Below are 23810 nucleotides of genomic sequence, written 5' to 3'. Positions count from 1 at the left end.
TTCTCACGGTTGAACTGTAGGTGACTGGCCGAAGCCAGCGAGGAGCTCGTCGCGCAGGGCGACGTAGCGCGGATCGGTGCGCTCGCGCGGCCGCGGCAGATTCACGTCGGCAATGCGCTCGATACGGCCGGGACGCGGCGCCATCGTGACGACGCGGTCGCCGAGGTAAATGGCTTCGTCGACGTCGTGCGTGACGAGCACCATCGTGATCCGTTCGTGTTGCCAGATGCGCTGCAGTTCGTTCTGCAAGCGCCCTCGGGTCTGCGCGTCGAGCGCACCGAACGGCTCGTCAAGCAGGAGCACACGCGGCCTGTTCACCAGTCCGCGCGCAATCGCCACGCGCTGCGCCATGCCGCCAGATAGCTCGTGCGGATACGCATTTTCAAAACCTTCCAGCCCGACCAGCGCAATATGTTCGGCCACCGCGCGGCGCTTCCCGGCGAGCGACAGCGGCGCGTTGCGCAGTGCTGCCATGACGTTCTGCGCGGCGGTGAGCCACGGGAACAGCCGGTGATCCTGGAACACGATGCCGCGTTGCAGCGACGTGTCGCGCACACGTTCGCCGGCTACGCGAATTTCGCCGCTGTAGTCGGTGTCCAGTCCCGCGATCAGGCGCAGCAGCGTCGACTTACCGCAGCCGCTCGCGCCCAGCACGCTCACAAATTCACCTGCGCGAATCCGCAGCGAAACGCTGTCCAGCACCGGCAGCGTTGCATAGTGCTTGCTGACGCGGTCGATCTCCACGCCTTCTGCTATCACACTGGTCATTACACGCTCTCCTTCAGTGACGCGCCGCCACGGCGTTTGAGCACTGCACGTTCGGCTGCACGCGCGAGCCCACTCAGCAGCGAACCGACCACGCCCACCACCACGATGCCGAACAGCACAAGGTCCATGCGGAAATTCTCGCTGCCGTCGATCAGCGTGTTGCCGATGCCGCTGCCGGCAACCAGCAGGTATTCCGCGCCGAGCGTCGCCAGCCACGAATAAATGAGCGCGAGATAAACGCCCGTAAAAATGGACGGCAACGCAGCAGGAAGGACGACGTGCCACACCAGTTGCCAGCGCGTATAGCGGAACACCCGCGCCGCTTCGACGTAGGAACGCGACACCGCGTGGATGCCGTCGCAGGTATGCGCCGCGACCGGCAGCAACGCGGCGAGCGACAGGAACACGACCTTTGCCGCGTCGCCGAGACCGAACCACACGGAGATCAGCGGAATCCACGCAAACAGCGAGATTTGCTTGAACGTGTCGAAGCTCGGGCCGATCATGCGAGTGGCGAGGCGCGACAGACCGAGCGAAATACCCAGTGCAAGGCCGAGAACGGTGCCGATCGCAAAGCCGCTCGCCTCGCGCGCGAGCGATGCGCCGAGCGCCTTCGCGAGTGCTCCGCTCGTTATCTGCTGCCACGTTGTATGCCAGACCTGCTCCGGCGTGACGAGCAGTCCGCCCTTGCCGCCGTTTATCGCGCTCACGGCCCACCAGATTGCGAACGCAAGCGCCGGCAAGACGAAGCCACGCAGGTCGGGCAGGCGGTGCTTTTTCGCTGAACTGCCGTTGACTTTGCCATTGACCTCGCGATTGACGTCGCAATCGCATCGCGGCGGCGCATTGCGCGACAGGAACGTTTGAGCGAATCTGGCCATCGTCTTCGACCTCCTGTCGGTTAGCGGAACGCCGAGGGCAAGCCGCGGCGCAGCCGCCGTTCGAGCGCATCGAGCGCGCGGTTGATCGCGAAGCCGATTGCCCCGACGACGACGACCGCCGCCATCACGAGGTCCAGCTGGAACAACTGGCGGCCATACACGATCAGGTAGCCAAGCCCTTCGGACGAGGCAACCAGTTCGACGACCACAAGCGCAAGCCACGCCTTGGTGAACGCGAGCCGCACGCCGGTTGCGAGCGTAGGCACGGCGCACGGCAACACCACATGCACGATGCGCTGCCAGCGCGTATAACCGAACACGCGCGACGCTTCGACCAGCGTGACGGGCACATTGCGAAAACCCTGCAACGTACTGAGCGTGGCCGGCACGAGCGCCGCGTGTGCGATCAGGATGTACTTCAACGGCTCGCCCACGCCCACGAGCAGCAGTAGAAACGGCAGCCAGCCGAGCACCGGAATCTGCACGATCGCGTTGAAAGACGGCAGCACGTAGGCCTCGAACGTACGCGACAAACCGAGCGCCGTTCCGAGCAGCAAGCCGCCCAGCGTTCCGGCGACGAACCCGCACAACACGCGCTGCAGGCTGATGAGCGTGTTGTGCAGCAGATCGCCGCTTTGCGCGAGATCGACGAAGGTCGCGTACACGCGTGCGGGCGGCGGCAGGATCTGCGGTGCAATCCAGCCGCGCTCGCAGCCTAGCCACCACAGCGCAAAGAGTGCCGCCGGCAGCGCCCACGGCGCGAGTGCCCAGCCGAGCGCTCGCCAGCGCCGCGGTAGCGTCCGGGGCTGTGCCGGAATCTGGCTGTTGGCTGTTTGCAGATGTAGGGTGACGGTATCGCTCATCGGCGCTCTCCGGTTAGCCGAGCGGCTTGCCTGCCGCGTCGTACGGGGTCCATTCGTGCTCGAGCTTCAGCGTGCGAAGCGCGTTGTCGAGATAGCGCGTCTCGAACCAGCCGTCGACCTGCACAGGCTGACGTATCAGCTTGAGTTTCAGCGCGTCCTGTGCAACCGCCTTGTAGCGCGCGACGATGAATGCATCGACAAGCGGCGAATTGCGCGACTTGAGCGAGCCGGGCGGAAACTCCGCATTCCACGACGATTCGCTTACACCGCTGCGCGCCCACGACTTGAATAGTGCCTGCCGGTTGGCTTCGTTCGACGACCATTGCGCGCCCTTCACGAAGCTGGTCACCACGCGTTGCACGATGTCCGGATGCGCATGTTCGAAGTCGTCGGTCACGAGCAGATGAGCCTGACGGGTAAACTGCGGACCATCGTTCTGCGATTCGTAGATGATCCTTGCGAGGCCCTGGTCGCGCAGCTTGTACAGGTGGTAGTCGTTGACGCTCGCGTCGATACCTTTCGATGCGAGCGCGGCAAGCGCGCTTGCGGTATCCAGATTGATCACGCGCAGCTCACGTTCGTCGAGGCCGTTTTTCGCGAGTGCGTTGTCCGCGACAGTCTGCAGGTTCGTGCCGCGAAAGAGCCCGACGCGCTTGCCTTTCAGATCCTTGATCGAGTGCACATCCGAGTCCGGCGGCACGCCGATCTTCACGCCCACCCTCACGCCGGACTCGAGCAGGATGCGTGTTTTCAGGCCGTTAGCGCGGCCGAGAACCGAAGGCAGATCGCCCTGAAACGCGAAGTCTATTGACTTGTCCGCGAGTGCCTCGTTGACCGCGGGACCCGCGCCTTTGAAGAAGAGCCACTCGACCTTGATGCCGTCGGCGGCAAATTCTCTTTCGAGCAGTTGTTGCTGCTGCACGGTTGCCGCCGACGATCCGCCGAATGTCGGCGGGTCGCCGTTGCCCTGCTGCGCGACGCCGATGCGAATGGTGGACGGTTTATCGGCGAAAGCGGTAGTCGCGGCGAGACCGCACGCGCACGCAATCGCGACGCTTCTGATAAGACGCAAAAAGCTCATCGGGCGAAAATCCAGGTAGGGGAAGCAGCGGCGCGAGCGCCGCTCGTGTGCCTTATGCCGGCGTCTTGAGCGCCACGCTGCGCTTACCGTCGATACCGACCGGCACGTCGCCTTTCACCGTGGCACGACGTACGACGCGGCGCGAATCGCCGTAGTCGTTGATCGCATAGTGCTGAGTTGCGCGGTTGTCCCAGATCGCGACGTCGCCTTCTGCCCATTGCCAGCGCACAGTATTCTCGAGACGCGTGATGTGTTCGTGCAGCACCTGCAGCAGGCTCGCAGAATCCTGAGCCGACAGTCCCCTGAAACGCTGCGCGAAATGGCCGAGCACGAGCGTGCGCTCGCCCGTGACCGGATGCACGCTGACCACCGGATGCTCGGTCTCGTAGACCTTCGAGATGAATACCTCGCGGTAACGCTTGAGTTGCGTATCGTCTGCTTCAGCGTGCGACGAAGCGTAATCGTAAGCGTTGGTATGGATAGCGCGGGCGTGGTCGGCGAACGCGCGCAGCGGCTCGGGCAGACGCTCGTAAGCAGCGGCCGTGTTGGCCCAGACCGTGTCGCCGCCGACAGGTGGAATGGTGATCGCACGCAGAATCGACAGTTTCGGATAGGCATCGACGAAAGTAATGTCGGTGTGCCACGAATTGGCGCGTGCGCCATGTGCCGAGTCGAGATCGAGCAGATCTGCACTGCCTGCATGTGAGGGCACGGTCGGATGCGCGACTGTTTCGCCGAAACGACGCGCGAAGCCTTCCTGGCTCGCATCGTCCAGATGCCCCTGGCCGCGGAAGAACAGCACCTTGTGCGTGTAGAGCGCCTTTTCGATTGCTTCGAAGGTCGGCTGATCGAGCGTGGGCGACAGTGTGACGCCTTCAACCTGCGCACCGATCCGACCCGCCAGGCGGCGAATGTTCAGCGACGCACGAGCGGCGGATTCGACGCTGACTGATGCGTCGGGACGTGTGGACTGGACTTCTGACATCGACTCTCTCCCAGACATGGTTGAGGTCTTATTCAAACAGCGCAGACCGAAAAGCTGAACTGACTATTTGTGCGTCGTTAAGTGCGAGGCACGTAATAAGCTAAGAAGGGTTTTGGGTCTGGCTGTGGCGGGGACTAAGCAAAGGGGGGCGGGCGGTGTGCTGGAATGGTCATCGCTTCGACAACGGCTTGCCGATTGGTGCGTTGACGCCCTGCCGTCGGTTCCGAAGGCGCCACCACCCATTACGCCCGAGCTTCAGTACGCCCGATCCACAGTACGCCAAGACCCCGCGAGGCAATCCTCTCCCCCGGCGGTTCACGGCGCAAAGCGCGTGAAGACATAGTCGCGATCCTTCACACGTGCCGCATGACAGGCGAAACATGTCTCATGTTGCGCGGCGTCCACCGGCTGGCCGTTGATGAAGCGCCCGAAACCCCAGCCGCCGGTGGATGCATAGCGCCGCGAATCTTTCACCATCACCTGTACCGTCGTGGGTGCGCCGGGCACCGTAGCCGATGGGAATTCGGGCGACTGCATGCGCTTGTACGCGAGTTTCACCAGGATCGTCCCGTCAGGATAAGGAAGCGTCGAATTCTCGATTGCCTTCATCGCTGCGGGATTGCCGAGCACGACGCGCAATTCGTCGAGCGGCGCCGCTTCTTCTGCCGGGGCGATCATTTGCCATTGGCGGTAGCCCTCGGGAATCGCCACCCCGTAGATCGGCGAGACAGGCCCTTTGCCGGGCTCGGCGAGCGCGTGCCCCGACGCACTCAGCAACAGCGCCACGTTCAACACAACATTCGCAATCCCAACTGATCGCTTACGCCTGTCTGCCCTGTGCACGGCCGTGCGCGGTAGACGGCGGGGCCGCATGTTGTTCTGTTCTGACATGGCTCATTTCCTTTTATCTAGAGAGCTTGGAAAGAAGAACGCGCAGTCGAAGGCCCGCATCATTCACGTCACACAAGGACAGGACTTGCGCTCTTTCGCGGCAACGCCGATTCGACTCGCGGAAAGTTATTAAACGCCCTGGACGTATCTGCTTTATGTCGGGAGCGCCTGCCGAAGCAACATTATGTATCGGCTCCCCTTCCAGATACGTTTCGATACAAAGCAGCGCCAGTCGCCGCGTCTCGATGGCTCCTGCTTGCAGCGCCGAATGCGGGCTTCACGTCTCGCGTGGGGTCGCGAATTCACCGCCTTAACGGCAGATTTGTTTCTCATTGTGTATGCCGCTTTAGCCGATACAGAGCGTTGCAATAAGCCACGCCCACGACACAAGCCAGATACGTCGTCCCGGTTTAATGCATCCAACGACGCGATTCAATCCACGCATTCACGCAGACAGCGACGTTCTGCGCACCGCACGGACCGCCGCGCTCGGATGCATCCAACCCGACCCGCTTCTGGAGAACGACATGAAAGTATCGACCATCGCCCTGACCTTTGCTGCATGCGCTTTGACTGCTTCCGCTTACGCGGCCACTCCGGCCAATTCGGCTGATAAGCACACGCAGACCTACGACGCAACACACACCGTGCAATGGACGCCCGCAGCCAACGCGCCGCACGCGAAGACCCGCGCCGAGGTTCGCCAGGAACTGGTGCGCGCAGAGAAAGATGGCCAGCTCGCCGCAATCAACAAGTTCTACCAAGGCAGCTAACCCACGACTTCACCTGGCATTAGGCTCGCGCGACGTCGTCCACGAGCCACCCAAACCATGCAATAGCGAACAGCTTTTGCCAAATCAACATCTGGAGGTTGTCATGATCAAGCATCTCTTTGTTGCCGCAGTGGTGGCCGCCGGCGCCGCCTTCGTTTCTCCCGTTTTCGCGAGCAGCGGCTACGGCCCCGCGCCTCATTACGACCCGCTCGTCGGTGCGCCGGCTTCGCAACGCGGCCAGAGCGCCCTGACCGTGCAGGCCGATTCAGCCATCGCCATGGCGAGTGCGGACGACGTGACGCAAGCGTATGGCGGCATGCCCGACTCTACTTCGCAAGCCGGTGCTCGCATCGCGCACGCAGCTTCGCCCACGCCCTACTCGCACCACTGATAAGTGCACTTTTCGCACACGCGCCGGCGCGTTGATATCGCGCGCCGGTCTTTTCCAGTGCAAGGACAATAAACATGCCTTCAACACCGTTTTCGCCTCGCCGGCGTCATCTTCTTGCGGCTTCCGCCGCAGTCGCTGCCGCCGGTCTGATTCCGGGATCCGTCTTCGCCGCGTCCGGCGACAACCGGATCCGTCCGTTCAAAGCGAATGTACCGGAAGCCGCGCTAGTCGATTTGCGTCGGCGCCTTGCGGCCACGCGTTGGCCCGGCAAGGAAACCGTCAACGATGATTCACAAGGCGTGCAACTCGCGCGAATGCAGTCGCTCATCCAGTACTGGGCTACGGACTACGACTGGCGCAAAGGCGAGGCGAAACTCAACGCGCTGCCGATGTTCATGACCGAAATCGACGGGCTCGACATTCAGTTCATTCATGTTCGCTCGCGGCACAAGAACGCTTTGCCGTTGATCATGACGCACGGCTGGCCAGGCTCCATTTTCGAACTGATCAAGGTAATTGCACCGCTGACCGATCCCACCGCGCATGGCGGCAGTGCCGACGACGCGTTTCACATCGTCATTCCGTCGCTGCCGGGATTCGGCTTCTCCGGGCAGCCGAAGGCCACCGGCTGGGGCTCCGACCACATCGCACGCGCGTGGGGCGAACTGATGGCACGGCTCGGCTATACGCGCTTCGTTTCGCAGGGTGGCGATTGCGGATCGGTGATCTCACATCGCATGGCAATGCAGAAAGTGAAGGGGCTAATCGGCATTCATGTGAACATGCCCGCGACTGTTCCGCCCGACCTCGCGAAACTGCTATTGCTGGGCGAGCCCGCACCCGCGAATCTGTCTGCGTCGGAAAAGGCGGCCTACGACGCGCTCAATGTGTTTTATCGCGACAATTGCGGCTATTCGGCAATGATGGTGACGCGACCGCAAACCGTGGGCTACGCGCTTGCGGACTCACCGGTAGGACAGGCCGCCTGGATGTACGACAAAATCTCGCAATGGACGTATAGCGGCGGCGTGCCGGAACGCTCGTTGACGCGCGATGAAATGCTCGACGACATCTCGCTCTACTGGCTGACCGATAGCGCGACCTCTGCTGCGCAGATCTATTGGGAGGACCACTCGAACAATTTCAACGCCGTCGACATTTCCCTGCCCGCCGCCGTGACCGTCTTTCCCGGCGAGATCTATCGCGCTCCGCGCAGCTGGACGGAGCGCGCGTATCACAACCTTATTTACTTCAACGAGGTCGACAAGGGCGGACACTTTGCGGCGTGGGAAGAACCGCAGCTCTTTTCGAGCGAGGTGCGTGCCGCGTTCCGGACACTGCGCTGACCTGCCGTGGTGAGTGGCTGAGCCGGGCCGTGTGCCCGCTCGCGCGGCTTGCCCTGAAGTCCCGTCCGCACGTTCAGGCGTGCGGGCGGGACTCGCATTGCGGCGCTGCGGTTGCCATGCGATGTGTACCGACCTCTGATACACATAGCCCAGTTGCGCGCCGACTTCTGGCACTCGACGCGCGAAGCCTTTTCTCACACGCCTTCGACAAGAACGGCGCGATAACGCGCACCCTTGAACCGGTGCTGCGCGACTTCCTGATACGCCGGGCCGTCGTACCACGCACGCGCCGCCTCAGTCGACGGAAACTCCACGATCACGACGCCCTCTGGCGCTTCGCCCTCGAACACCTGTTGCGGTCCGTATGCAGCGAGAATCTTCACAGGATGACCTTTGAAGGTTTCACCCACCTTGCTCTGGTAGATGTCCAGTTCACCCTGATCCTGCGTGCTTTCTTTCGTGAAGACAATGTAAGTTGCCATGGCGTACGCTCCTGCAGTGGTGGGAAGGTCGGGTGATGATGCCATGAAATCCGGTCTGGCTTCGTGCGCGCACCCATGATGACGGATAGGCCAAGTCCCGGCAGCACCGCCGCGCCTGTCGCCCGAGGGGCGGCCGCTTTGAAGGTGCGTGCCGGGCAAGATGTCCGGGCTGCAATGACGCAATGCACGCCGGGATGGCACGCGCATCGCACGTTTCGGGCTGCATTGCTTAACCCCGGCTTGTCGAATGCACTGCGAATGACAGCAGAACCCACTATCATCGGGTAATGGATCTTCTCAAAGCGATGACCGTGTTCGTGCGCGTGGTCGAAACCGGCAGCCTCACTGCGGCCGCGGTAGCCTGCGACCTATCGCCGACGATGGTCGGTAATCACCTGCAGGCACTGGAAGCGCGGCTCGGCACGCGGCTCATTCATCGCACCACGCGCAAGCAGCAGTTGAGCGCATTCGGGCGGACTTACTACGAACGGTGCGTCGACATACTTGGACTGATCGACGACTCGGAGCGGCTCGCGCTCGATCATCTCGCGACGCCTCGTGGCCGCCTGCGCGTCACTGCGCCCGTCGTGTTCAGCAACGAATGTCTGATCCCGGCAATCGGGGACTACTGCGAGCGGTATCCCGAGGTCAAACTCGATATCGTTGCAACAGACGCGCTGTCCGATCTGGTCGACGATGGCTTCGAGGCCGCGATTCGCATCGGTGCGTTGGGCAACCCGGACCTGGTGGCACGGCAGCTTACGCCGTATCGGCTCGTGCTGTGCGCTTCGCGCGCGTATCTGCAAGCGCATGGCACGCCGTCGACGCCCGAGGCACTCTCGACCCATCAGTGCCTGACCTATGCGTATCCGCCGCGTTCGGAATGGCACACGGCACAGCCCGAATGGGTGCTGCGCGGGCCGGACGGTCGAGTGAGCGTACCCGTCAACGGCCGCCTGAAAATCGACAACGCCGAGGCACTGCGCCGGGCGGCGCTGCGAGGCCTTGGTATCGCGATGCTGCCCGCAATACTGGTCGACGACGATCTGCGCGCGCAGCGTTTGACCGAAGTACTGCCTGGCTATGTGGCACCGGAGCGGCAGTTGAGTCTGCTCTATCTGCGCGAGCGGCAAATGTCGAGCAAGCTGCGCAGCTTCATCGACTTCGTGGTTGATCGCTTTGGCGCGGATGCAAGATCGCACCACGTTGATCAAGCGGTAAGCCGCGCGTAAAAGTGTCCTGATCGAACCGCATTAAAGACGCGCCTGGTCACGACGGCGACCAGCATTTCGCCGAGTGGACCGCATCACGTTTGCTTCCGCCTCTCCTGCTTCCAATCCTATGAAGCCAGCCAGTTCTTCTGGTTTTCCCAACGGGAACGCTTCCTTGATGTGATCGAGAAACGCGGAAACGCGAGCGCTCAGCAAGCGCCGCGACGGATAAAGCGCCCATAGTGCAATGTCCGGGCCGTCCACATCGCCCCAATGCGCAAGCCGGCCCGCTGCAATGTCGTGGCTCACCAGCGACAGCGGCAGGCGCGCGGCGCCCACACCAAGGCGCACCGTGTCGCGCACCATGATCAACGACGACAGGCAAGCGACGGGCGTGACCGCAATGCGCGCCTGGCCCCTGGGTCCGGTGACCTGCCACGAGGCAACCCGCTCATGCTCCGCACGAACGACAACAGGAACACTCGACTTGCCCTTCGGCCTCGCCATGTCGGGCCTCGCGACCACCACGAGCCTGTCGCGCATGAACACGCGGCCAATCAGGTTCTCGTCCGGGTCGGGGTTCACGCGGATCACGAGGTCATAACCTTCCTCGACCATGTCCACGGGACGATCTTCCGCCGTGACTTCGAGCCGCACATCCGGATACTTCAGCGCGAAGGTGGCGACCAGCTTGCCCATCGCAATCTGTGAGAAAAGCGCCGGCGCGCTGATGCGCAGCCGGCCGCGCGGCTGTTCGCCGCCCGACGCAATCGCAGCGGCGCTCTCGGTGAGTTCGCTGAGAAGCGCCCCGGTCCGCTCATAAAGGGCTCGCCCTTCCTGCGTGAGTTTCAATCCTCGCGGCCCACGTTCGAAGAGCCGCAAACCCAGGTTGCTTTCGAGTTCCGTGACCCGGCGCGACAGCGTGGCCTTCGGACGCCCCGTTGCACGCGCAGCCTCGCCGAGGCTTTCATAGCGGGCGACCAGGTTGAAATCGGCAAGCGCAAGAAGGTCCATGTGTTCCACCAGTGAGATACCCCGTCTCTTTATAGCATCTTCCGGACCGTCGGTGGATCACTTACCTTAGAGACACCCCAACCGAACTTTCAGGAGTGAACATCATGACTATCCTCGTTACCGGCGCGACTGGCCGAGTCGGCCATCAGGTCGTCAAGCAACTCGTGCAGCGCGGCGCCGATGTGCGCGTGCTCGTGCGCGATCCGTCCAAGGCCGACTTCCCCGCGAGCGTGACGCTCATGCAAGGCGACATGCTCGACATCGACTCGCTGCGCAAGGCATTCGCCGGAGTCCGCACGCTGTTCCTGCTCAACGCCGTGGCAGGCGACGAATTCACCCAGGCGCTCATTTGCCTGAACGTGGCTCGCGAGGCCGGCGTCGAGCGGGTGGTCTACCTGTCGGTCATGCACGCCGAGCGCTTCGCGAACGTGCCGCACTTTGCGGTGAAGTCCGGAGCCGAGCGAATGATCAGGGAGATGGGCGTGAGCGCCGCGATCTTGCGCCCTGCCTACTTCATGGACAATGAGAGCATGATTCGCGATGTGATCGTCGATCACGGCGTCTACCCGATGCCCATTGGCAGCAAGGGACTCGCGATGGTCCACACCGGCGATATCGCGGAAGTCGCGGCCATCGAACTGCTGCGCCGGGACGCGGCCCCAGGCACACTGCCAGTCGACGTCATCAACCTCGTCGGGCCGGACACGTTGACGGGCTCCGGGCTCGCCGCCATCTGGTCGGAGGTGCTGGGCCGCCCGGTCGCCTACGGCGGCGACGATCCCAGCGGGTTCGAGCAGAACCTCGCGAGCTTCATGCCAAAGTGGATGGCCTACGAAATGCGCCTGATGGCCGAGCGCTACGTGAGCGACGGCATGGTGCCGCAAGCCGACGATGCCGCGCGACTGGTCGGCATACTCGGCCGCCCGCTGCACTCGTACCGTGAGTTTGCGCAGCAGCTGGCAGGCTAGGCGCGGGGCCTTGCCGCCCTCGCCGAAGCCTGCCCCGTGCCCACCCCGCTTTAAAAAGCGCTTTTCACCACGCCCCCATCGGCCCGCAACGCAGCGCCCGTCGTCGCCGACGAAAGCGGGCTGGCGATATACGCGACGAGGGACGCAATCTCCTGCGGCGAAGTGAACCGCTTGATGAGCGAGGTGGGACGGACCTTCTCGAAGAACTCCTTTTCGAAGGCTTCAAACGATTTGCCGTCGGCCCGCGCAAGCGTCTCCACGAATTCGCCCACTCCGCGCGATTTCGTCGGTCCGGGCAGGATGCTATTGACCGTAATGCCAGTACCGGCAACGGCTTCGGCGAGCCCCCGCGCGACCGCAAGCTGCGCGGTTTTGGTCATTCCGTAGTGGATCATTTCGGCGGGGATCTGCACTCCGCTTTCGCTCGAAATGAAAATAATGCGCCCCCAGTCGGCACGCCTCATCGCAGGCAGAAAGAGGCGGGCAAGGCGTACCCCGCTCAATACGTTGACGTCGAAAAAACGCTGCCAGTCTGCGTCCGGGATCTCTTCGAACGGCTTGGGCTCGAAAATGCCCAGGTTGTTGACCAGAATTTCCACATTGGGGTAACGCCGCACGAGTTCTTCGGCCGAGGCTGCCGCACTCAGATCGCCCGCAAAGCCAAGCACTTCGTTGCCGGTCTTCTCTTTCAGGCGCGCCACCACCTCGTCGACAGATGACTGCGAGCGCCCGTTCACGATCACGCGCGCGCCCTCCTCGGCCAATGTACTGGCGATAGCGAAGCCAATGCCGGCTGTGCTGCCACTCACCAATGCCAGTTTGCCGGTCAGATTCAGGTCCATGAGTCGTTCCTTGAATGAAATGGAAAAAATGGCGGCATCGCGTCTTCAACGTCAGATGCCGCCGGCAGGTTCACGTACGTGTGATGGAGATGCCGCCATCGACGAGAGATGCCGTCCCTGTCACGAAGGACGAATCGTCCGACGCGAGATACAGCACCGAACGCGCCAGCTCTTCCGGTTTCGCAACACGCTTGAGCGCATGCAGGCCGGTCACGAACGTCTGAGATTCGTCAGAGTCGTTCATGCCGCGGTACATCTCCGTGTCGACAGCGCCCGGCAATACCGCGTTCACGCGCACGCCTTGCGCGCCGTACTCGGCGGCGAGTGCCTGGGTGAGTCCGATCAGCCCGGCCTTGCTCGCGGCGTAGGCCGCCGTGCCCGGAAAGGCGAACGAGTAGCCGACGAACGTGGACGTGAAGATGATCGATCCGCCGCCCTGCTTCAGCATCTCCGGAATCTGGTGCTTCGCTCCGAGAAAGGCGCTCGTCAGGTTGGTGGCAAGCGCAGTGTTCCAGCCCGCTTCCGAAATGCCGGTAGTTGGGCCCATTTCGCCGAGGATACCAGCGTTGTTAAAGGCAATGTCCAGACGGCCGAAACGGCTCACCGCGAGCGCGACCAGCGCCTTCGCGAAGTCTTCCGATTGCACGTCGCCCGCCAGATATGCGGCCTCGCCGCCTTCGCCAGCGATCTCCGCGACGAGCGTTTCGAGTTCCGCCGCGCGGCGCGCCGCCACGACCACTTTGGCCCCCTCCCTGGCGAACAGCTTTGCGGTGGCGCGGCCAATTCCTGCACTGGCGCCGGTGACGATAGCGACTTTGTCGGTCAAACGTTGCATGTTGCTCTCCTGATGCATTCGGCCAGTGCCCGATGCCTTGGCCCGTGCAAGCACTATAGGCTTCAGTCCCGATGGCAGAAAGGCCAAAAACATGGTCCCATCGGTCAGTTTTTGTGAACGATGGGGAGTGACATGGATCGCCTGCGCGCCTTCGAGGTCTTCGTGACGGTGGTCGCCCGCGGCGGCTTTGCGCGGGCGGCGGACGTGCTCGGCACGTCGCCGGCAAACGTAACCCGCTATGTGAACGAACTGGAAGCGCACCTCGGCACCCGCCTGCTTAACCGCACCTCGCGCACGCTGTCCCTCACCGAAGGCGGCGAAACGCTTTACGCCCGCTGCAAGTCGATTCTCGACGACGTCGCGGAGACTGAAGGGCTGGTGTCCTCCGCCTCGGTGGAACCGCGCGGACGACTGCGCATCAATGTGCCGGTGAGCTTTGGCATTCTGCATCTGGCGCCGCTATGGCCCGCGTTCATGCAAAAGTATCCCGGCATCGAACTCGACGTTGGGCTGATCGACCGGGTTGTCGATATCGTGGACGAGGGCTATGACATCGCCATTCGCATCTCCCGCGCCGGCTCGACTAACCACGCGGCCCGCAAACTGGCGACGTCGCAGAACGTGCTCTGTGCGTCACCGGCTTATCTGGCTCGCTACGGAGCGCCCGCAACGCCCGCGGACCTGCTCGGGCATCGCTGCATCGGATACACGTATGCAGCGACTGGCGATGAATGGCAACTCACCGACGGCCGTGGCAAAGCCCACCCGGTGAAGGTTGATTGTCAGATGCACACGAATAACGGCGATACCGCACGCGCAGCCGCGCTCGCCGGGCAAGGCGTGATCTGGCAGCCGACCTTTCTGATCGGCGGCGATCTGCGCGCCGGCACACTCGTTCGCGTATTGCCGGATTACCACCTGCCGGAGATCGACATACTCGCCCTGTACCCGAGCCGCCGGCACGTGAGCGCGCGAGTTCGCGTGATGATCGATTTCCTGGTCGATGCTTTCGCCGGCGTGCCGCCGTGGGATCGCGACGAGCACAGGTGAGCCGGCGCTGCTCTAAAGCGGATTGCAGGTGCGTTGCGGCACTAACGTTGGAGAGGTTCCTATCATCGGTTCTTCAGGCGTGGGCCTTTTCACGCGACCCGCGGCGCAGATCCAGCCGACCCACTTCAAAACCCGGCGCTTGACTCAGATCAATTGCCGATCCGCAGACACACCTATCCTGAGCGGACGGAAGCACCAAGTCCTTGCATCGCGGCATTCGCGTGGCAGTCGTGGCTTCCCCTTCCCATCCGACGGCCCCCACGCCTTGCGCAACCGGACCCGCCCATCTCATGGTGCCCAATAGCCACGCCGAGCGCGAGCTTGCCCACATCGTCTCGATGATCGGACAGCTGGAACGATTGCTGGAACAGGAAGCACGGCTGCCCCCTCTTGCCGTGTTCGAGCTGGCCTACTGGCGAGCCCGCATCCAGTGCGTGGCCGATGCGACGGATGCCACCGACGCGACAGGGCGCCTAACCGCCCGCGCCTGCGCGCTGCTCGCGCGGCTCGACGCGCTCGACGATGCCGCCGCCTCCACTGCGCTCAAGTTACCCCGGAACAGCGGCTGACCTCTGGCGCGATGATCGGGCGCGCCTCTACGCCACCGTCAGATCGTCGACGACCGCATGCACGCCCGGCGCCGACCAGGCCGCGCCGCGCACCGCCGAGCGCTCGGCCGCGGAGCCGACCTTGCCTGTCAGCGTGACCGTTCCCTCGTGCACCTTGACCTCGATGTGCTTCGCCTCGCGTTCGGCATGACGCTGCAATGCCTTGCCGATCTGTTCGCCGATATCCTGCGCGGCTGCCTCGCCGCCGATGCGTATCAGGTTCGATACGCCCGTCACGCCGCGCATGTGCGAAATGGTTCGGGTCGCGACATGGCTCTGATAGGCGCGGTCGACCTCGCCGCTTAACGTCACCCAGCCTTTCTCGACCTGCACCTTGACGGCTTCTTCGCTCAGGCCGACGGTCCAGCGCATCATGGTGCGAACAGCGTTGGCGATTTCTTCGTCGGTGCGCACGTCCGCGTGCGGCAAGCGAATGCTCATCTCGATCACTACGGCCTTGACACCGGCTACGCGTTGCGCCGCCTTTTCCGCCGCGAGCTTCTCTGCGTAGCTGGATGGATGACCCGACAACGTCACGATGCGATCGCGCACTTCGACGCCGATGTCGGTGCTGTCGACCGCCGGATCCCAGGCCAATTCTTCCTCGACCTGACGTTTCAATTCGAAGTCCGACTTCATTGCGTGCTCCTTGTTGGCGTAACAACGTGCGCGTCGCGGCATACGCGAGCTTGCGGCGTGCGCTGCACCCTCGGGCTCAGTTGATCTGCAGGCGCTTGCGCTCGGACGATGCCTTTTTCGGCAGTGTCAGCGAGAGCACGCCGTCCTTGTACTCTGCTGCGGCGGAGCCCTCGTCGACTTCGCTCGCCAGCGAAAAGGCACGGCTGACCGCGCCCGCATAGCGCTCCCGGCGAATCACCCGTTCGCCTTCCTTCATTTCCTGTTTCCGCTCGACTTTTGCGCTGATCGAAACCAGGTTGCCGTCGATCTTCACATCGATGTCCTTTTTCTCGACTCCCGGCAATTCGGCCTTCACGGTGTAGGCGGTGTCGCTCTCCGTTACGTCGAGCTTGATATCGGCAAGCGGCTCGCCGCCCGCGCCGCGCATCGGGCGGAACAGTCCCTGGAACAGTTCGGACATGGGCTCCAGCGCAAAGGGATCGAATCGTGTCAAGTTGCTCATCATCGTGCTCCTGGCCTCGTCATTGACGTTACGAAAGAGAATTGCGTTGCACGCGCAACCAGTCGCGCAAACGCGAACAGGAAACGGCGCGCTGCAGCGTGCCGCGATGCATCACCTACGCTCACGTCTGGCGACAGCACCGGTTCGCTGTATGAATGACTGTAGGCCTCGCTGCCGGGCGCCGATTGACATGTGTCAAGCGGGCCGCATGGCGAGCGATGCGCGCAATGCCGCAGCTCGTGCGCTGCGACACATCGAAGCAATGGACACCGGCATTGCGACCTGCCGATCCAGCTTCAGCCTTCGAGTTACAGCAATGCCGCCGAGGCGCATGTCTGCCGCGAATTCGCCCCTTGCACGCCGGCTGATCCAGATCAATCCCCGCGCGGCTCAGCCTGACACAGTGACAACACGGAATCGTGCAGGAGACCACGACATGAGCCAACTGCCACAGTCGGCCGCCTGGGCCGTCGACGAACATGAACTCGACAGCACCGCGAGCACTCAGGACAAGCTGCGCTTCGCGCTGCGCTATGCGGTGCTGGCGCCGTCCAATCACAACACGCAGCCGTGGCATTTCATCGTGGACGGCGACAGCGCGACTTTGTGCGCCGACCGGCTGCGGGCGCTGCCCGTGGTCGATCCGTTCGATCGCGAGCTGATGATCAGCTGCGGCGCGGCGCTCCTCAATCTGCGCGTGGCGCTCAGCCACTTCGGGCTCGCCTACGCGATCACGCTGCTTCCATCTCGCTTCGATCCGGACGTGCTGGCGCAACTGCGGATCGTGCCCGACGGCCATTGCGATGCCGCACTGGCAGCGCTCTTTCCTGCGATTGGCCAGCGCGTCACGACGCGCGAAATCTTCAGGGACGAGCCGCTGCCCGTGGGCGTGCTGCAACAACTCGTCGACGCGGCCGAGGCCGAGGGCGCGGACGCCGTGTGCATCTCGAGCGCCACGGTGCGCGAGAAAGTGGCCGAACTGGTCGCCGAGGCGGACCGCATCCAGTTCGACGACCCGCGCTTTCGTCGCGAGCTGGCGAGCTGGATTCACCCGCGCCGCCGCGATGACGGCATGCCCGCAATGTCGCCGCGCATGAGCGCGCTGCTGGATCTCGCGGCGCCGCTGCTTGCCTCGGTGGTACGCACCTTCGATCTGGGCGGGGGGCTTGCGGCCGCGCATCATGCGCTTGCGGAAGGCTCGCCGCTGCTCGTCTGCCTCGCGACGCCGAGCGACGACGCGCCGGCATGGCTCGCCGCCGGTCAGGCGCTCGAACGGCTGCTGCTGGTTGCGGCCAATGCGGGCGTCACGGCCTCGTATCTGAACCAGCCGATCGAGGTGAGCGCGCTGCGCGAGCGGCTACGCACGCTGCTCGTCATGGAGGCGATTCCGCAACTCATGTTGCGCCTCGGCCGCGGCGCGCGGACAGCGGCTCATTCGCCGCGCCGCCCGCTCGCCGAGGTTGTGTCGTGAAGCACCCACGTTTGTCCGGTGAAACTGCTATGAAGCACTATTTCAGACTTGGCACGACAAGACCCGACGCGACGTGTGCGCGTCCTGTGCATGGCGAGGCCGCGCCGCGCATTGCGTTGCCGCCGCCGGTGTCGAGCGGCGGCATGCCGATCCTCGACGCCTTCGCGAAACGACGCACCACGCGCCGCTTCGCGTCGACCGAACTTAACGACGCCACGCTCGGGCAACTGCTATGGGCTGCCAACGGCGTGAACCGCACAGATCCGGAAGGCAACGACAGACGCACGGCGCCGTCCGTGCTCGCCTTGCATGAAATCGACGTGTATGCGGCGCTCGCGCGCGGCATGTATCGCTACGATGCGCGGCAACATTGCCTTGATCTGGTGATTGCGGCCGATCTGCGCGCGCTGACCGGCTATCAGGACTTCGTCGGCGAAGCGCCGCTCGAACTGGTGTACGTGGCCGACCTCGCGCGCATGCAGGACATCGCTCCGTCTCAACGCGAGCTGTTCGCTTATGCGAGCGCTGGCGCCATCGTGCAGAACGTCTATCTGTTCTGTGCCGCGGCCGGACTTGCCGTGACCGCGCGAAGCTGGCTGAACCGCAGCACGCTGGGCGCCGAGATGCGTCTGTCGCGCGACAGCGTGCCGGTGCTTGCGCAAACCGTCGGGCATTTCGAGGGCGGCGGGTCGTCGGCGGCGTGAATTGCGCTCGAAGGGTTGGGCTTGGACGTTGCGCTTCAAGGTTGCGGTCGAACGTTGCGCTTGAACGTTGGGCTTCGAAGCTTGCGCTCGAACGCGCAAAGGCAAGCGCGCTGTTCCGGCCAAGCGAGACGGCCGCCGCCCGAGTGCTTCACGCGCTCCGCCTGCGGCGTCCCACCCGCGGGCGACTTGCAGCCCCGAGTTCAGGCAGAGCGCAGATGGCCCGTCCCGTCTTCGCGATCCTCGCGAGGAGCCATCAACGCCGCCAGCGCACACGAGGCGATGCGCGCAGACACACTGTCCGCCCGGCTCGTCAGCACGATAGGCACCTTCGCGCCGATGACAATGCCCGCGCTCGCCGCCCCGCTCAGAAACTCGAGCTGCTTGACGAGCATGTTGCCGGCTTCGAGATCGGGGACCACCAGAATATCGGCGCGCCCCGCGACCGGCGAGGCGATTCCCTTCAGACGCGCGGCTCGCACCGAGATGGCATTGTCGAATGCAAGCGGCCCGTCGACCAGCGCGCCGCTCAACTGCCCGCGGTCGGCCATCTTCGAGAGCGCTGCCGCATCGAGCGTCGAACGCATCTGCGGATTGACGGTTTCGACCGCGCTGAGAATCGCGACTCGCGGCAGCGCAAGGCCGAGTGCGTGCGCCAGGTCGATTGCGTTCTGAACGATGCCTCGCTTCTGTTCGAGGTCCGGCGCGACGTTGATCGCGGCGTCGGTCATGATGAACGGACGCGCATACGAAGGCAGTTGCACGAGGAAGCAGTGGGAGATGCGCTTGCCGGTCCGTATGCCGGACTGCGCGTCGACGACGGCGCCCATCAGTTCGTCTGTATGCAGGCTGCCTTTCATCAGCGCCCGCACTTCGGCACGAGCCGCCAGTTGTACGGCGCGCGCCGCGGCCGCGTGACTGTGCGGCACATCGTCTATTTCGATGCCGGACAGATCGATATGTGCCGCTGACGCAAGCGCCTTGATGCGCTCGCGCGGACCCACGATCAGCGCATCGATCAGGCCGGCCCCGCGGGCCGCACTGAGCGCGGCAAGGCTTGGGCTGTCGCACGGATGCACCACGGCGACCCGCAGCGGCGCGCGCGCCAGCGCCAGTTGCAGCAGGAGCGACGGCTCGCCGTGCGGCCCCTGCATGAGTCCAGGTAACGCGTTGGCGGCCGGCACGGCGGTTGGCTGATATGCGTTCGTCTGCGATGGGTCGTTTTGCACCTTGGGAGTCACTCGTCAGGAGCTACGCGGGGGCGCTGCTTGCAGCATGGCGTCGACCGTCAGGAAGACGGAGAAGACCGGCGCGAGCAGCGCCCGCAGCGCTTTAAGCCCGCGCCTCACGCCCGGCGTCCTCGGGCTCGCGAATCAGCAGCACAGGACACGTCGCGAAGCGGACAACGCGCTCCGCCACGCTGCCAATGACCATGCGCCGCAATCCCCGCCTTCCATGCGTGCCCATCACGACGAGGTCCGCGCCGCGCCGCTCGACACAGCGCAGCAACGCGGTCGCGATGTCATCCGAAATGCCTTGCGTTTGCACGATTTCGGTTTCGCCCGCCAGGTTCAGTTCGCGCATCTGCTCGAGCGCCCCATGCAACAGCGTGACGCCGACCTGGCGCGCGGCGTCCGTCAGAAGATGCGGATCGCAGGCGCCCGCGTACGTGAATGCCGCCGACTGGTCTACCACGTAGACAGCCGTCACCTTGCCGCGCGAGAGCTTCGCAAGCTGAATCGCTTCTGCCAGCGCGCGTTTGGCCGCATCGCTGCCGTCGAGCGCCACCACAATGTTCGAATACATAACCGGCTCCAGAAAAAGGTAAGCGGCAGCGCTGCCTTCAGCGCCGTGCGGTCTCACGCTCGAGCAAGCGCTCGGCCGCGTCGAAAGCCTCATGCACTGCCCGGTCGGCGTCCGCACTCTGCCGATGTTCGACCGGCACCAGTTCCCCGCTGCGGAGCACGAGATCGAGGCGCGCGTCGAAAAAGCGCTCCTGCGGCCCGCGAATCGCGCTGGCCGCATCTTTCGGTGCATGCTCGCGGATCGCTTCGAGCGCAAGATGGCATCCGGAAATGGCGCGACTGAAACGCTCCAGGCGCACCAGTTGCACCGCGGCCTCGGACTCGATTTGCGCAGACCCGGCAAACCCGAGGTACACGATCTGCATATCGATTCCCATACTGCCTCCACGCGTGCTGTGCCTGATCCCGACCGTCGGTGCAGCGAAAGCCGCGTGCATCGGCGGGTCGATGACAGGATCATGGGCGTGTATCCATTTCTGTCGATTGACCTGCATCAACGGCATCACAGTGCTGCGACCGGCGTGCAACCGTCCTGCCGGAGGCCGCCTCCGATTGATCCAGCGCAACGAGCGTCCCCGCTGCGCAGGTAAGGTCTCTACGTTCACGGCCATTACCCGCGGGGAACCCCAAATGAATCACAATGAACACGCCGGCATGCATCCGCTCACGGCTGCGGCCCGCGCAAAAGCAGGCGAATCAGGCCATTTCTATCTGGTCGGCGGCGGCATTGCGTCGCTCGCTGCGGCCGCGTTTCTGATTCGCGACGCCGACGTGCCCGGCTGCCGCATCACGATTCTGGAATCGCTCGGCAAGGCGGGCGGCAGTCTGGACGGCGCGGGCACGCCCGAGCATGGTTACGTCGTGCGCGGCGGCCGCATGCTGGAAAGCAAGTACCTGTGCACCTACGACCTGTTCGACTCGATTCCGACGCTGGACGGCAGAAGCAGCGTGACGAAGGAAATCTTCGACTGGAACGAGACGCTGCGCACCTCGTCCAAAGCGCGGCTCGTGCGCGACGGCAAACGCGAGGATGCGCCGGCCTACGGCCTCACCGAAGCGCATCTGCTCACCCTCGGCCGTCTTTCGTTCGAACCGGAAGCCCTGCTCGGCAACAGCCGCATCTCGGATCATTTCGAGCCCGACTTCTTCGAGACGAACTTCTGGATCATGTGGTGCACGACCTTCGCCTTCCAGCCCTGGCATAGCGCCGCCGAGTTCCGCCGCTACCTGTTGCGCTTCGCGCACATGACGCCGGGCTTCAACCAGTTGCACGGCATCATGCGCACGGTCTACAACCAGTACGATTCGATGGTGCGGCCGCTGCGCAAGTGGCTCGACGAACACGGCGTGGTGTTTCTCAACAACACGCGGGTGGTCGATCTGCGATATGACGAAAGCGGCGAATTGAACCGCGTCGCGGGCATTCTCTGCGAACACGACCGGCGTCGCGACGAAATCGTGCTCGGCGCTCACGACCATGTCATGGTCACGCTCGGCTCCATGACGGCGGGCTCGAGCCTGGGCGCCACGGACCGCGCGCCTGTTTTCAATAGCGAAGACTGCAGCGGCGCGTGGGCGTTGTGGAAGACCCTCGCCGCGGGCCGCGAAGAGTTTGGCCATCCGTCTGTTTTCGCTGATCACGTCGACGAATCGCGGTGGCTCTCATTCACCGCGACACTGCACGACCCGACGCTCTTTCGCCTGATCCGCGATCTCACCGGCAATGTGCCGGGCGAAGGCGGTCTGATCACCTTTGCCAAGTCGAACTGGCTGGCTTCGATCGTGCTGCCGCATCAGCCGCATTTCATCGGGCAGCCGAAGGACGTGCAGGTGTTATGGGGCTATGGGCTCTTCATCGACCGGCCCGGCAACTTCGTCGCCAAACCAATGGCCGAATGCACAGGCCGCGAGATCATGACGGAACTGCTTGGACATTTGCATATCGACGCACAGGCTCAGCGCATTCTCGACGACGCGATCTGCATTCCCTGCCTGATGCCCTTCATCACGAGCCAGTTCCTGCGGCGCAAGCACGGCGACCGGCCGCAAGTGGTGCCCGAGGGCTGGGCGAATCTCGCATTCATCGGACAGTTCTGCGAGTTGCCGAACGACGTGGTTTTCACCGTCGAATATTCGGTGCGCTCGGCGCAGACCGCGGTGTACCGACTACTCGGGCTCGACAGATCCGCTCCCGCTGTGTACAAGGGCCAACACGATCCGCGCGTGGTGTACGGCGCGGCCTCGGCTTTGTCCGGCCACTGAGCGTAGGCCGCGGAGCACGCGAACAAGCACGCAAACGAGCACGTCAGCAATCACGCCGCACAGCGCGGTAGCAATGTGCGGCAACACGCACGCCTCCTGAGGGACATGCCGTGGAGCCCGATGCAAGCCAGCCGAAACAGCCGCGCGCCGAATCCGTCCTCAACGGGCTGCGCGCGCCGCTTGCGCGCTTGCGGGAACTCCCGCTCGCGCGCGTCGGGCCGGGCCTCATCACCGGCGTCGCCGACGACGACCCGAGCGGCATCGCCACCTATTCGCAGGCCGGCGCGCAATTCGGCTTCGGCATGCTGTGGACAATGCCGCTCGCCTTCCCGCTGATGGCGGCCATGCAGTTGATGTGCGCGAAGCTCGGCCGCGTGACCGGCAAGGGCCTCGCCGCCAACATCAAGGACGCCTTCCCCCCTGCCGTGCTCTATGGTGTGGTGGCGCTCCTGCTCGTCGCCAACACGCTCAACATTGCCGCCGACATCGCCGCAATGGGCGAGGCGGCGCAACTTGTGAGCGGCATCGACCGGCACCTGAGCACCGTCTTTTTCGCGCTCGCCACGCTGGTATTGCAGATCTTCGTGCCCTACCACCGCTACGTCTCCTTTCTCAAGTGGCTGACCGTTTCGCTGCTCGCCTATGCCGCGGTGCTGTTCGTCGTGCATGTGCCGTGGCACGAGGTAGCCTTGCGCACCGTGTGGCCGCACCTGGAGTTGGACGCGAACGCGGCGGCCATGGTGGTTGCAGTATTCGGCACCACGATCAGCCCGTATCTGTTCTTCTGGCAGGCATCGGAAGAAGTCGAGGACATGCATGCCCACGCGGGCAGCGCACCGCTTGTCGACGACGCGCGCGAAGCGCCCGCCGAATTGCTGCGCATCGGCTGGGATACGTGGAGCGGCATGCTGTATTCGGACCTGACCGCCTGGTTCATCATGCTCGCGACCGCTGTCACGCTGCACGCGGCGGGCGTCACCGACATCGCCACGGCCGCCCAGGCCGCAAGCGCACTGCGCCCGCTTGCCGGCGACTTCGCTTACCTGCTGTTCTCGCTCGGCATACTCGGCGTGGGGTTGATCGGCGTGCCGGTGCTGGCCGGTTCGGGCGCGTATGCGTTGACCGAGGTTCTCGGCTGGCCCGAAGGACTCGAGCGCAAACCACGCGATGCGCGCGGCTTCTACGGGATCATCGCGGTAAGCGTGCTCGCTGCGCTGGCGATCCAGTTTTCGTCGATCAGTCCGATGAAAGCGCTGCTGTTTAGCGCCGTGGTCAATGGCGTGGTGGCCGTACCGTTGATGGTGGTGATCCTGCTGCTGGTGTCCAGACGCGCGGTGATGGGAGCATTCACCGCGAGCCGGCCGGTGCTTGCGCTCGGCTGGATCGCCACCGCGGTGATGGGCGCCGCGGCGTTGCTGCTGCTTCTGCTCTAGGCAGGCCG

General features: G+C 63.9%; 26 protein-coding genes. 11 read left to right on the top strand and 15 right to left on the bottom strand.

What is annotated here, in order from left to right; genetic code table 11:
* Positions 1-3 precede the first annotated feature (3 nt).
* From F757_RS0110270 to F757_RS0110245, 6 genes are all read right to left on the bottom strand, one after another.
* Positions 4-768, bottom strand: a complete 765-nt coding sequence (locus F757_RS0110270; RefSeq protein WP_027211314.1) for an ABC transporter ATP-binding protein — start codon at positions 766-768, stop codon at positions 4-6.
* Positions 768-1649 (bottom strand): ABC transporter permease, encoded by an 882-nt coding sequence (locus tag F757_RS0110265; protein ID WP_027211313.1) that lies wholly within the window; start codon positions 1647-1649, stop codon positions 768-770. Before F757_RS0110265 ends, F757_RS0110270 begins: the two co-directional genes overlap by 1 nt.
* 20 nt (positions 1650-1669) lie before the next feature.
* Positions 1670-2512: an ABC transporter permease gene (locus F757_RS0110260; protein ID WP_027211312.1), complete on the bottom strand. Its 843-nt coding sequence runs from the start codon at positions 2510-2512 to the stop codon at positions 1670-1672.
* 13 nt (positions 2513-2525) lie between these two features.
* Complete coding sequence (locus F757_RS0110255; RefSeq protein ID WP_027211311.1) at positions 2526-3593, bottom strand: ABC transporter substrate-binding protein; 1068 nt, start codon at positions 3591-3593, stop codon at positions 2526-2528.
* A 52-nt stretch (positions 3594-3645) separates the two neighbouring features.
* A complete protein-coding gene (locus F757_RS0110250; protein ID WP_027211310.1) occupies positions 3646-4578 on the bottom strand; it encodes a TauD/TfdA dioxygenase family protein in 933 nt (310 codons plus the stop codon).
* A gap of 315 nt (positions 4579-4893) precedes the next feature.
* Complete coding sequence (locus F757_RS0110245; RefSeq protein ID WP_232221389.1) at positions 4894-5451, bottom strand: cytochrome P460 family protein; 558 nt, start codon at positions 5449-5451, stop codon at positions 4894-4896.
* A gap of 545 nt (positions 5452-5996) precedes the next feature.
* On the opposite strand from F757_RS0110245, the gene F757_RS0110240 reads away from it, so the two are divergent.
* From F757_RS0110240 to F757_RS0110230, 3 genes are all read left to right on the top strand, one after another.
* The gene (locus F757_RS0110240; RefSeq protein WP_027211308.1) at positions 5997-6242 is read left to right on the top strand and encodes a DUF4148 domain-containing protein; all 246 of its coding nucleotides are present in this window, start codon (positions 5997-5999) and stop codon (positions 6240-6242) included.
* A 103-nt stretch (positions 6243-6345) separates the two neighbouring features.
* Positions 6346-6633 carry a hypothetical protein gene (locus tag F757_RS0110235; protein ID WP_027211307.1) on the top strand — a complete coding sequence of 96 codons (288 nt, stop codon included), beginning with the start codon at positions 6346-6348 and terminating at the stop codon, positions 6631-6633.
* Between the two features lie 74 nt (positions 6634-6707).
* Positions 6708-7979 carry an epoxide hydrolase family protein gene (locus tag F757_RS0110230; RefSeq protein ID WP_027211306.1) on the top strand — a complete coding sequence of 424 codons (1272 nt, stop codon included), beginning with the start codon at positions 6708-6710 and terminating at the stop codon, positions 7977-7979.
* Between the two features lie 194 nt (positions 7980-8173).
* Here F757_RS0110230 and F757_RS0110225 read toward each other — a convergent pair whose 3' ends face one another.
* A complete protein-coding gene (locus F757_RS0110225) occupies positions 8174-8461 on the bottom strand; it encodes a DUF1330 domain-containing protein (protein WP_027211305.1) in 288 nt (95 codons plus the stop codon).
* Positions 8462-8748: 287 nt separating this feature from the next.
* Here F757_RS0110225 and F757_RS0110220 point away from each other — a divergent pair, with 287 nt between their 5' ends.
* On the top strand, positions 8749-9693 hold the full coding sequence (locus F757_RS0110220) for a LysR family transcriptional regulator (RefSeq protein WP_027211304.1): 945 nt from the start codon (positions 8749-8751) through the stop codon (positions 9691-9693).
* A gap of 21 nt (positions 9694-9714) precedes the next feature.
* Here F757_RS0110220 and F757_RS33275 read toward each other — a convergent pair whose 3' ends face one another.
* Positions 9715-10686: a LysR family transcriptional regulator gene (locus tag F757_RS33275; RefSeq protein ID WP_035466615.1), complete on the bottom strand. Its 972-nt coding sequence runs from the start codon at positions 10684-10686 to the stop codon at positions 9715-9717.
* 104 nt (positions 10687-10790) lie between these two features.
* Between F757_RS33275 and F757_RS0110210 the strand changes: the two genes are divergently transcribed.
* Positions 10791-11654 carry an SDR family oxidoreductase gene (locus F757_RS0110210; protein WP_027211303.1) on the top strand — a complete coding sequence of 288 codons (864 nt, stop codon included), beginning with the start codon at positions 10791-10793 and terminating at the stop codon, positions 11652-11654.
* Between the two features lie 50 nt (positions 11655-11704).
* Here the strand turns inward: F757_RS0110210 and F757_RS0110205 are convergent, their stop codons facing one another.
* Together F757_RS0110205 and F757_RS0110200 are read right to left on the bottom strand one after the other, a co-directional pair.
* Positions 11705-12496 (bottom strand): SDR family NAD(P)-dependent oxidoreductase, encoded by a 792-nt coding sequence (locus tag F757_RS0110205; protein ID WP_027211302.1) that lies wholly within the window; start codon positions 12494-12496, stop codon positions 11705-11707.
* A gap of 70 nt (positions 12497-12566) precedes the next feature.
* Entirely contained in the window at positions 12567-13331 is a 765-nt protein-coding gene (locus F757_RS0110200; RefSeq protein WP_027211301.1) for an SDR family oxidoreductase, read from the bottom strand.
* 132 nt (positions 13332-13463) lie between these two features.
* Here F757_RS0110200 and F757_RS0110195 point away from each other — a divergent pair, with 132 nt between their 5' ends.
* Positions 13464-14381, top strand: coding sequence for a LysR family transcriptional regulator (locus F757_RS0110195; protein ID WP_027211300.1), 918 nt, complete (start codon positions 13464-13466; stop codon positions 14379-14381).
* Between the two features lie 290 nt (positions 14382-14671).
* A complete protein-coding gene (locus F757_RS33270; protein ID WP_035466613.1) occupies positions 14672-14950 on the top strand; it encodes a hypothetical protein in 279 nt (92 codons plus the stop codon).
* Between the two features lie 27 nt (positions 14951-14977).
* Here F757_RS33270 and F757_RS0110185 read toward each other — a convergent pair whose 3' ends face one another.
* Positions 14978-15628, bottom strand: a complete 651-nt coding sequence (locus F757_RS0110185) for a BON domain-containing protein (RefSeq protein WP_027211299.1) — start codon at positions 15626-15628, stop codon at positions 14978-14980.
* Positions 15629-15704: 76 nt separating this feature from the next.
* A complete protein-coding gene (locus F757_RS0110180; RefSeq protein WP_027211298.1) occupies positions 15705-16130 on the bottom strand; it encodes an Hsp20/alpha crystallin family protein in 426 nt (141 codons plus the stop codon).
* 436 nt (positions 16131-16566) lie between these two features.
* Between F757_RS0110180 and F757_RS0110170 the strand changes: the two genes are divergently transcribed.
* Positions 16567-17601 (top strand): Acg family FMN-binding oxidoreductase, encoded by a 1035-nt coding sequence (locus F757_RS0110170; RefSeq protein ID WP_027211297.1) that lies wholly within the window; start codon positions 16567-16569, stop codon positions 17599-17601.
* 29 nt (positions 17602-17630) lie between these two features.
* A complete protein-coding gene (locus tag F757_RS0110165) occupies positions 17631-18305 on the top strand; it encodes a nitroreductase family protein (protein WP_027211296.1) in 675 nt (224 codons plus the stop codon).
* Between the two features lie 200 nt (positions 18306-18505).
* On the opposite strand, the gene F757_RS0110160 is transcribed toward F757_RS0110165, so the two are convergent.
* The 3 genes from F757_RS0110160 to F757_RS0110150 all read right to left on the bottom strand — a co-directional run bounded on the left by F757_RS0110160 (position 18506) and on the right by F757_RS0110150 (position 20484).
* Positions 18506-19456, bottom strand: coding sequence for a bifunctional enoyl-CoA hydratase/phosphate acetyltransferase (locus F757_RS0110160; protein ID WP_051376750.1), 951 nt, complete (start codon positions 19454-19456; stop codon positions 18506-18508).
* 178 nt (positions 19457-19634) lie between these two features.
* Positions 19635-20108, bottom strand: a complete 474-nt coding sequence (locus tag F757_RS0110155; protein WP_027211294.1) for a universal stress protein — start codon at positions 20106-20108, stop codon at positions 19635-19637.
* Between the two features lie 37 nt (positions 20109-20145).
* A complete protein-coding gene (locus F757_RS0110150) occupies positions 20146-20484 on the bottom strand; it encodes a hypothetical protein (RefSeq protein ID WP_027211293.1) in 339 nt (112 codons plus the stop codon).
* Between the two features lie 253 nt (positions 20485-20737).
* Between F757_RS0110150 and F757_RS0110145 the strand changes: the two genes are divergently transcribed.
* Positions 20738-22369 (top strand): oleate hydratase, encoded by a 1632-nt coding sequence (locus F757_RS0110145; RefSeq protein WP_027211292.1) that lies wholly within the window; start codon positions 20738-20740, stop codon positions 22367-22369.
* Positions 22370-22479: 110 nt separating this feature from the next.
* A complete protein-coding gene (locus F757_RS0110140) occupies positions 22480-23802 on the top strand; it encodes an NRAMP family divalent metal transporter (protein ID WP_027211291.1) in 1323 nt (440 codons plus the stop codon).
* Positions 23803-23810 lie beyond the last annotated feature (8 nt).

The sequence above is a fragment of the Burkholderia sp. WSM2232 genome (assembly GCF_000472545.1).
In the GTDB taxonomy this organism is placed as follows: domain Bacteria; phylum Pseudomonadota; class Gammaproteobacteria; order Burkholderiales; family Burkholderiaceae; genus Paraburkholderia.
This window is presented reverse-complemented; position numbering and strand designations above follow the sequence as displayed.

Bases quoted from the DNA above. Each gene is read 5' to 3' on its own strand.
- F757_RS0110270 (WP_027211314.1), bottom strand. From the start codon at position 768: ATGACCAGTGTGATAGCAGAAGGCGTGGAGATCGACCGCGTCAGCAAG.
- F757_RS0110265 (WP_027211313.1), bottom strand. From the start codon at position 1,649: ATGGCCAGATTCGCTCAAACGTTCCTGTCGCGCAATGCGCCGCCGCGA.
- F757_RS0110260 (WP_027211312.1), bottom strand. From the start codon at position 2,512: ATGAGCGATACCGTCACCCTACATCTGCAAACAGCCAACAGCCAGATT.
- F757_RS0110255 (WP_027211311.1), bottom strand. From the start codon at position 3,593: ATGAGCTTTTTGCGTCTTATCAGAAGCGTCGCGATTGCGTGCGCGTGC.
- F757_RS0110250 (WP_027211310.1), bottom strand. From the start codon at position 4,578: ATGTCAGAAGTCCAGTCCACACGTCCCGACGCATCAGTCAGCGTCGAA.
- F757_RS0110245 (WP_232221389.1), bottom strand. From the start codon at position 5,451: ATGCGGCCCCGCCGTCTACCGCGCACGGCCGTGCACAGGGCAGACAGG.
- F757_RS0110240 (WP_027211308.1), top strand. From the start codon at position 5,997: ATGAAAGTATCGACCATCGCCCTGACCTTTGCTGCATGCGCTTTGACT.
- F757_RS0110235 (WP_027211307.1), top strand. From the start codon at position 6,346: ATGATCAAGCATCTCTTTGTTGCCGCAGTGGTGGCCGCCGGCGCCGCC.
- F757_RS0110230 (WP_027211306.1), top strand. From the start codon at position 6,708: ATGCCTTCAACACCGTTTTCGCCTCGCCGGCGTCATCTTCTTGCGGCT.
- F757_RS0110225 (WP_027211305.1), bottom strand. From the start codon at position 8,461: ATGGCAACTTACATTGTCTTCACGAAAGAAAGCACGCAGGATCAGGGT.
- F757_RS0110220 (WP_027211304.1), top strand. From the start codon at position 8,749: ATGGATCTTCTCAAAGCGATGACCGTGTTCGTGCGCGTGGTCGAAACC.
- F757_RS33275 (WP_035466615.1), bottom strand. From the start codon at position 10,686: ATGGACCTTCTTGCGCTTGCCGATTTCAACCTGGTCGCCCGCTATGAA.
- F757_RS0110210 (WP_027211303.1), top strand. From the start codon at position 10,791: ATGACTATCCTCGTTACCGGCGCGACTGGCCGAGTCGGCCATCAGGTC.
- F757_RS0110205 (WP_027211302.1), bottom strand. From the start codon at position 12,496: ATGGACCTGAATCTGACCGGCAAACTGGCATTGGTGAGTGGCAGCACA.
- F757_RS0110200 (WP_027211301.1), bottom strand. From the start codon at position 13,331: ATGCAACGTTTGACCGACAAAGTCGCTATCGTCACCGGCGCCAGTGCA.
- F757_RS0110195 (WP_027211300.1), top strand. From the start codon at position 13,464: ATGGATCGCCTGCGCGCCTTCGAGGTCTTCGTGACGGTGGTCGCCCGC.
- F757_RS33270 (WP_035466613.1), top strand. From the start codon at position 14,672: ATGGTGCCCAATAGCCACGCCGAGCGCGAGCTTGCCCACATCGTCTCG.
- F757_RS0110185 (WP_027211299.1), bottom strand. From the start codon at position 15,628: ATGAAGTCGGACTTCGAATTGAAACGTCAGGTCGAGGAAGAATTGGCC.
- F757_RS0110180 (WP_027211298.1), bottom strand. From the start codon at position 16,130: ATGAGCAACTTGACACGATTCGATCCCTTTGCGCTGGAGCCCATGTCC.
- F757_RS0110170 (WP_027211297.1), top strand. From the start codon at position 16,567: ATGAGCCAACTGCCACAGTCGGCCGCCTGGGCCGTCGACGAACATGAA.
- F757_RS0110165 (WP_027211296.1), top strand. From the start codon at position 17,631: ATGAAGCACTATTTCAGACTTGGCACGACAAGACCCGACGCGACGTGT.
- F757_RS0110160 (WP_051376750.1), bottom strand. From the start codon at position 19,456: ATGCAGGGGCCGCACGGCGAGCCGTCGCTCCTGCTGCAACTGGCGCTG.
- F757_RS0110155 (WP_027211294.1), bottom strand. From the start codon at position 20,108: ATGTATTCGAACATTGTGGTGGCGCTCGACGGCAGCGATGCGGCCAAA.
- F757_RS0110150 (WP_027211293.1), bottom strand. From the start codon at position 20,484: ATGGGAATCGATATGCAGATCGTGTACCTCGGGTTTGCCGGGTCTGCG.
- F757_RS0110145 (WP_027211292.1), top strand. From the start codon at position 20,738: ATGAATCACAATGAACACGCCGGCATGCATCCGCTCACGGCTGCGGCC.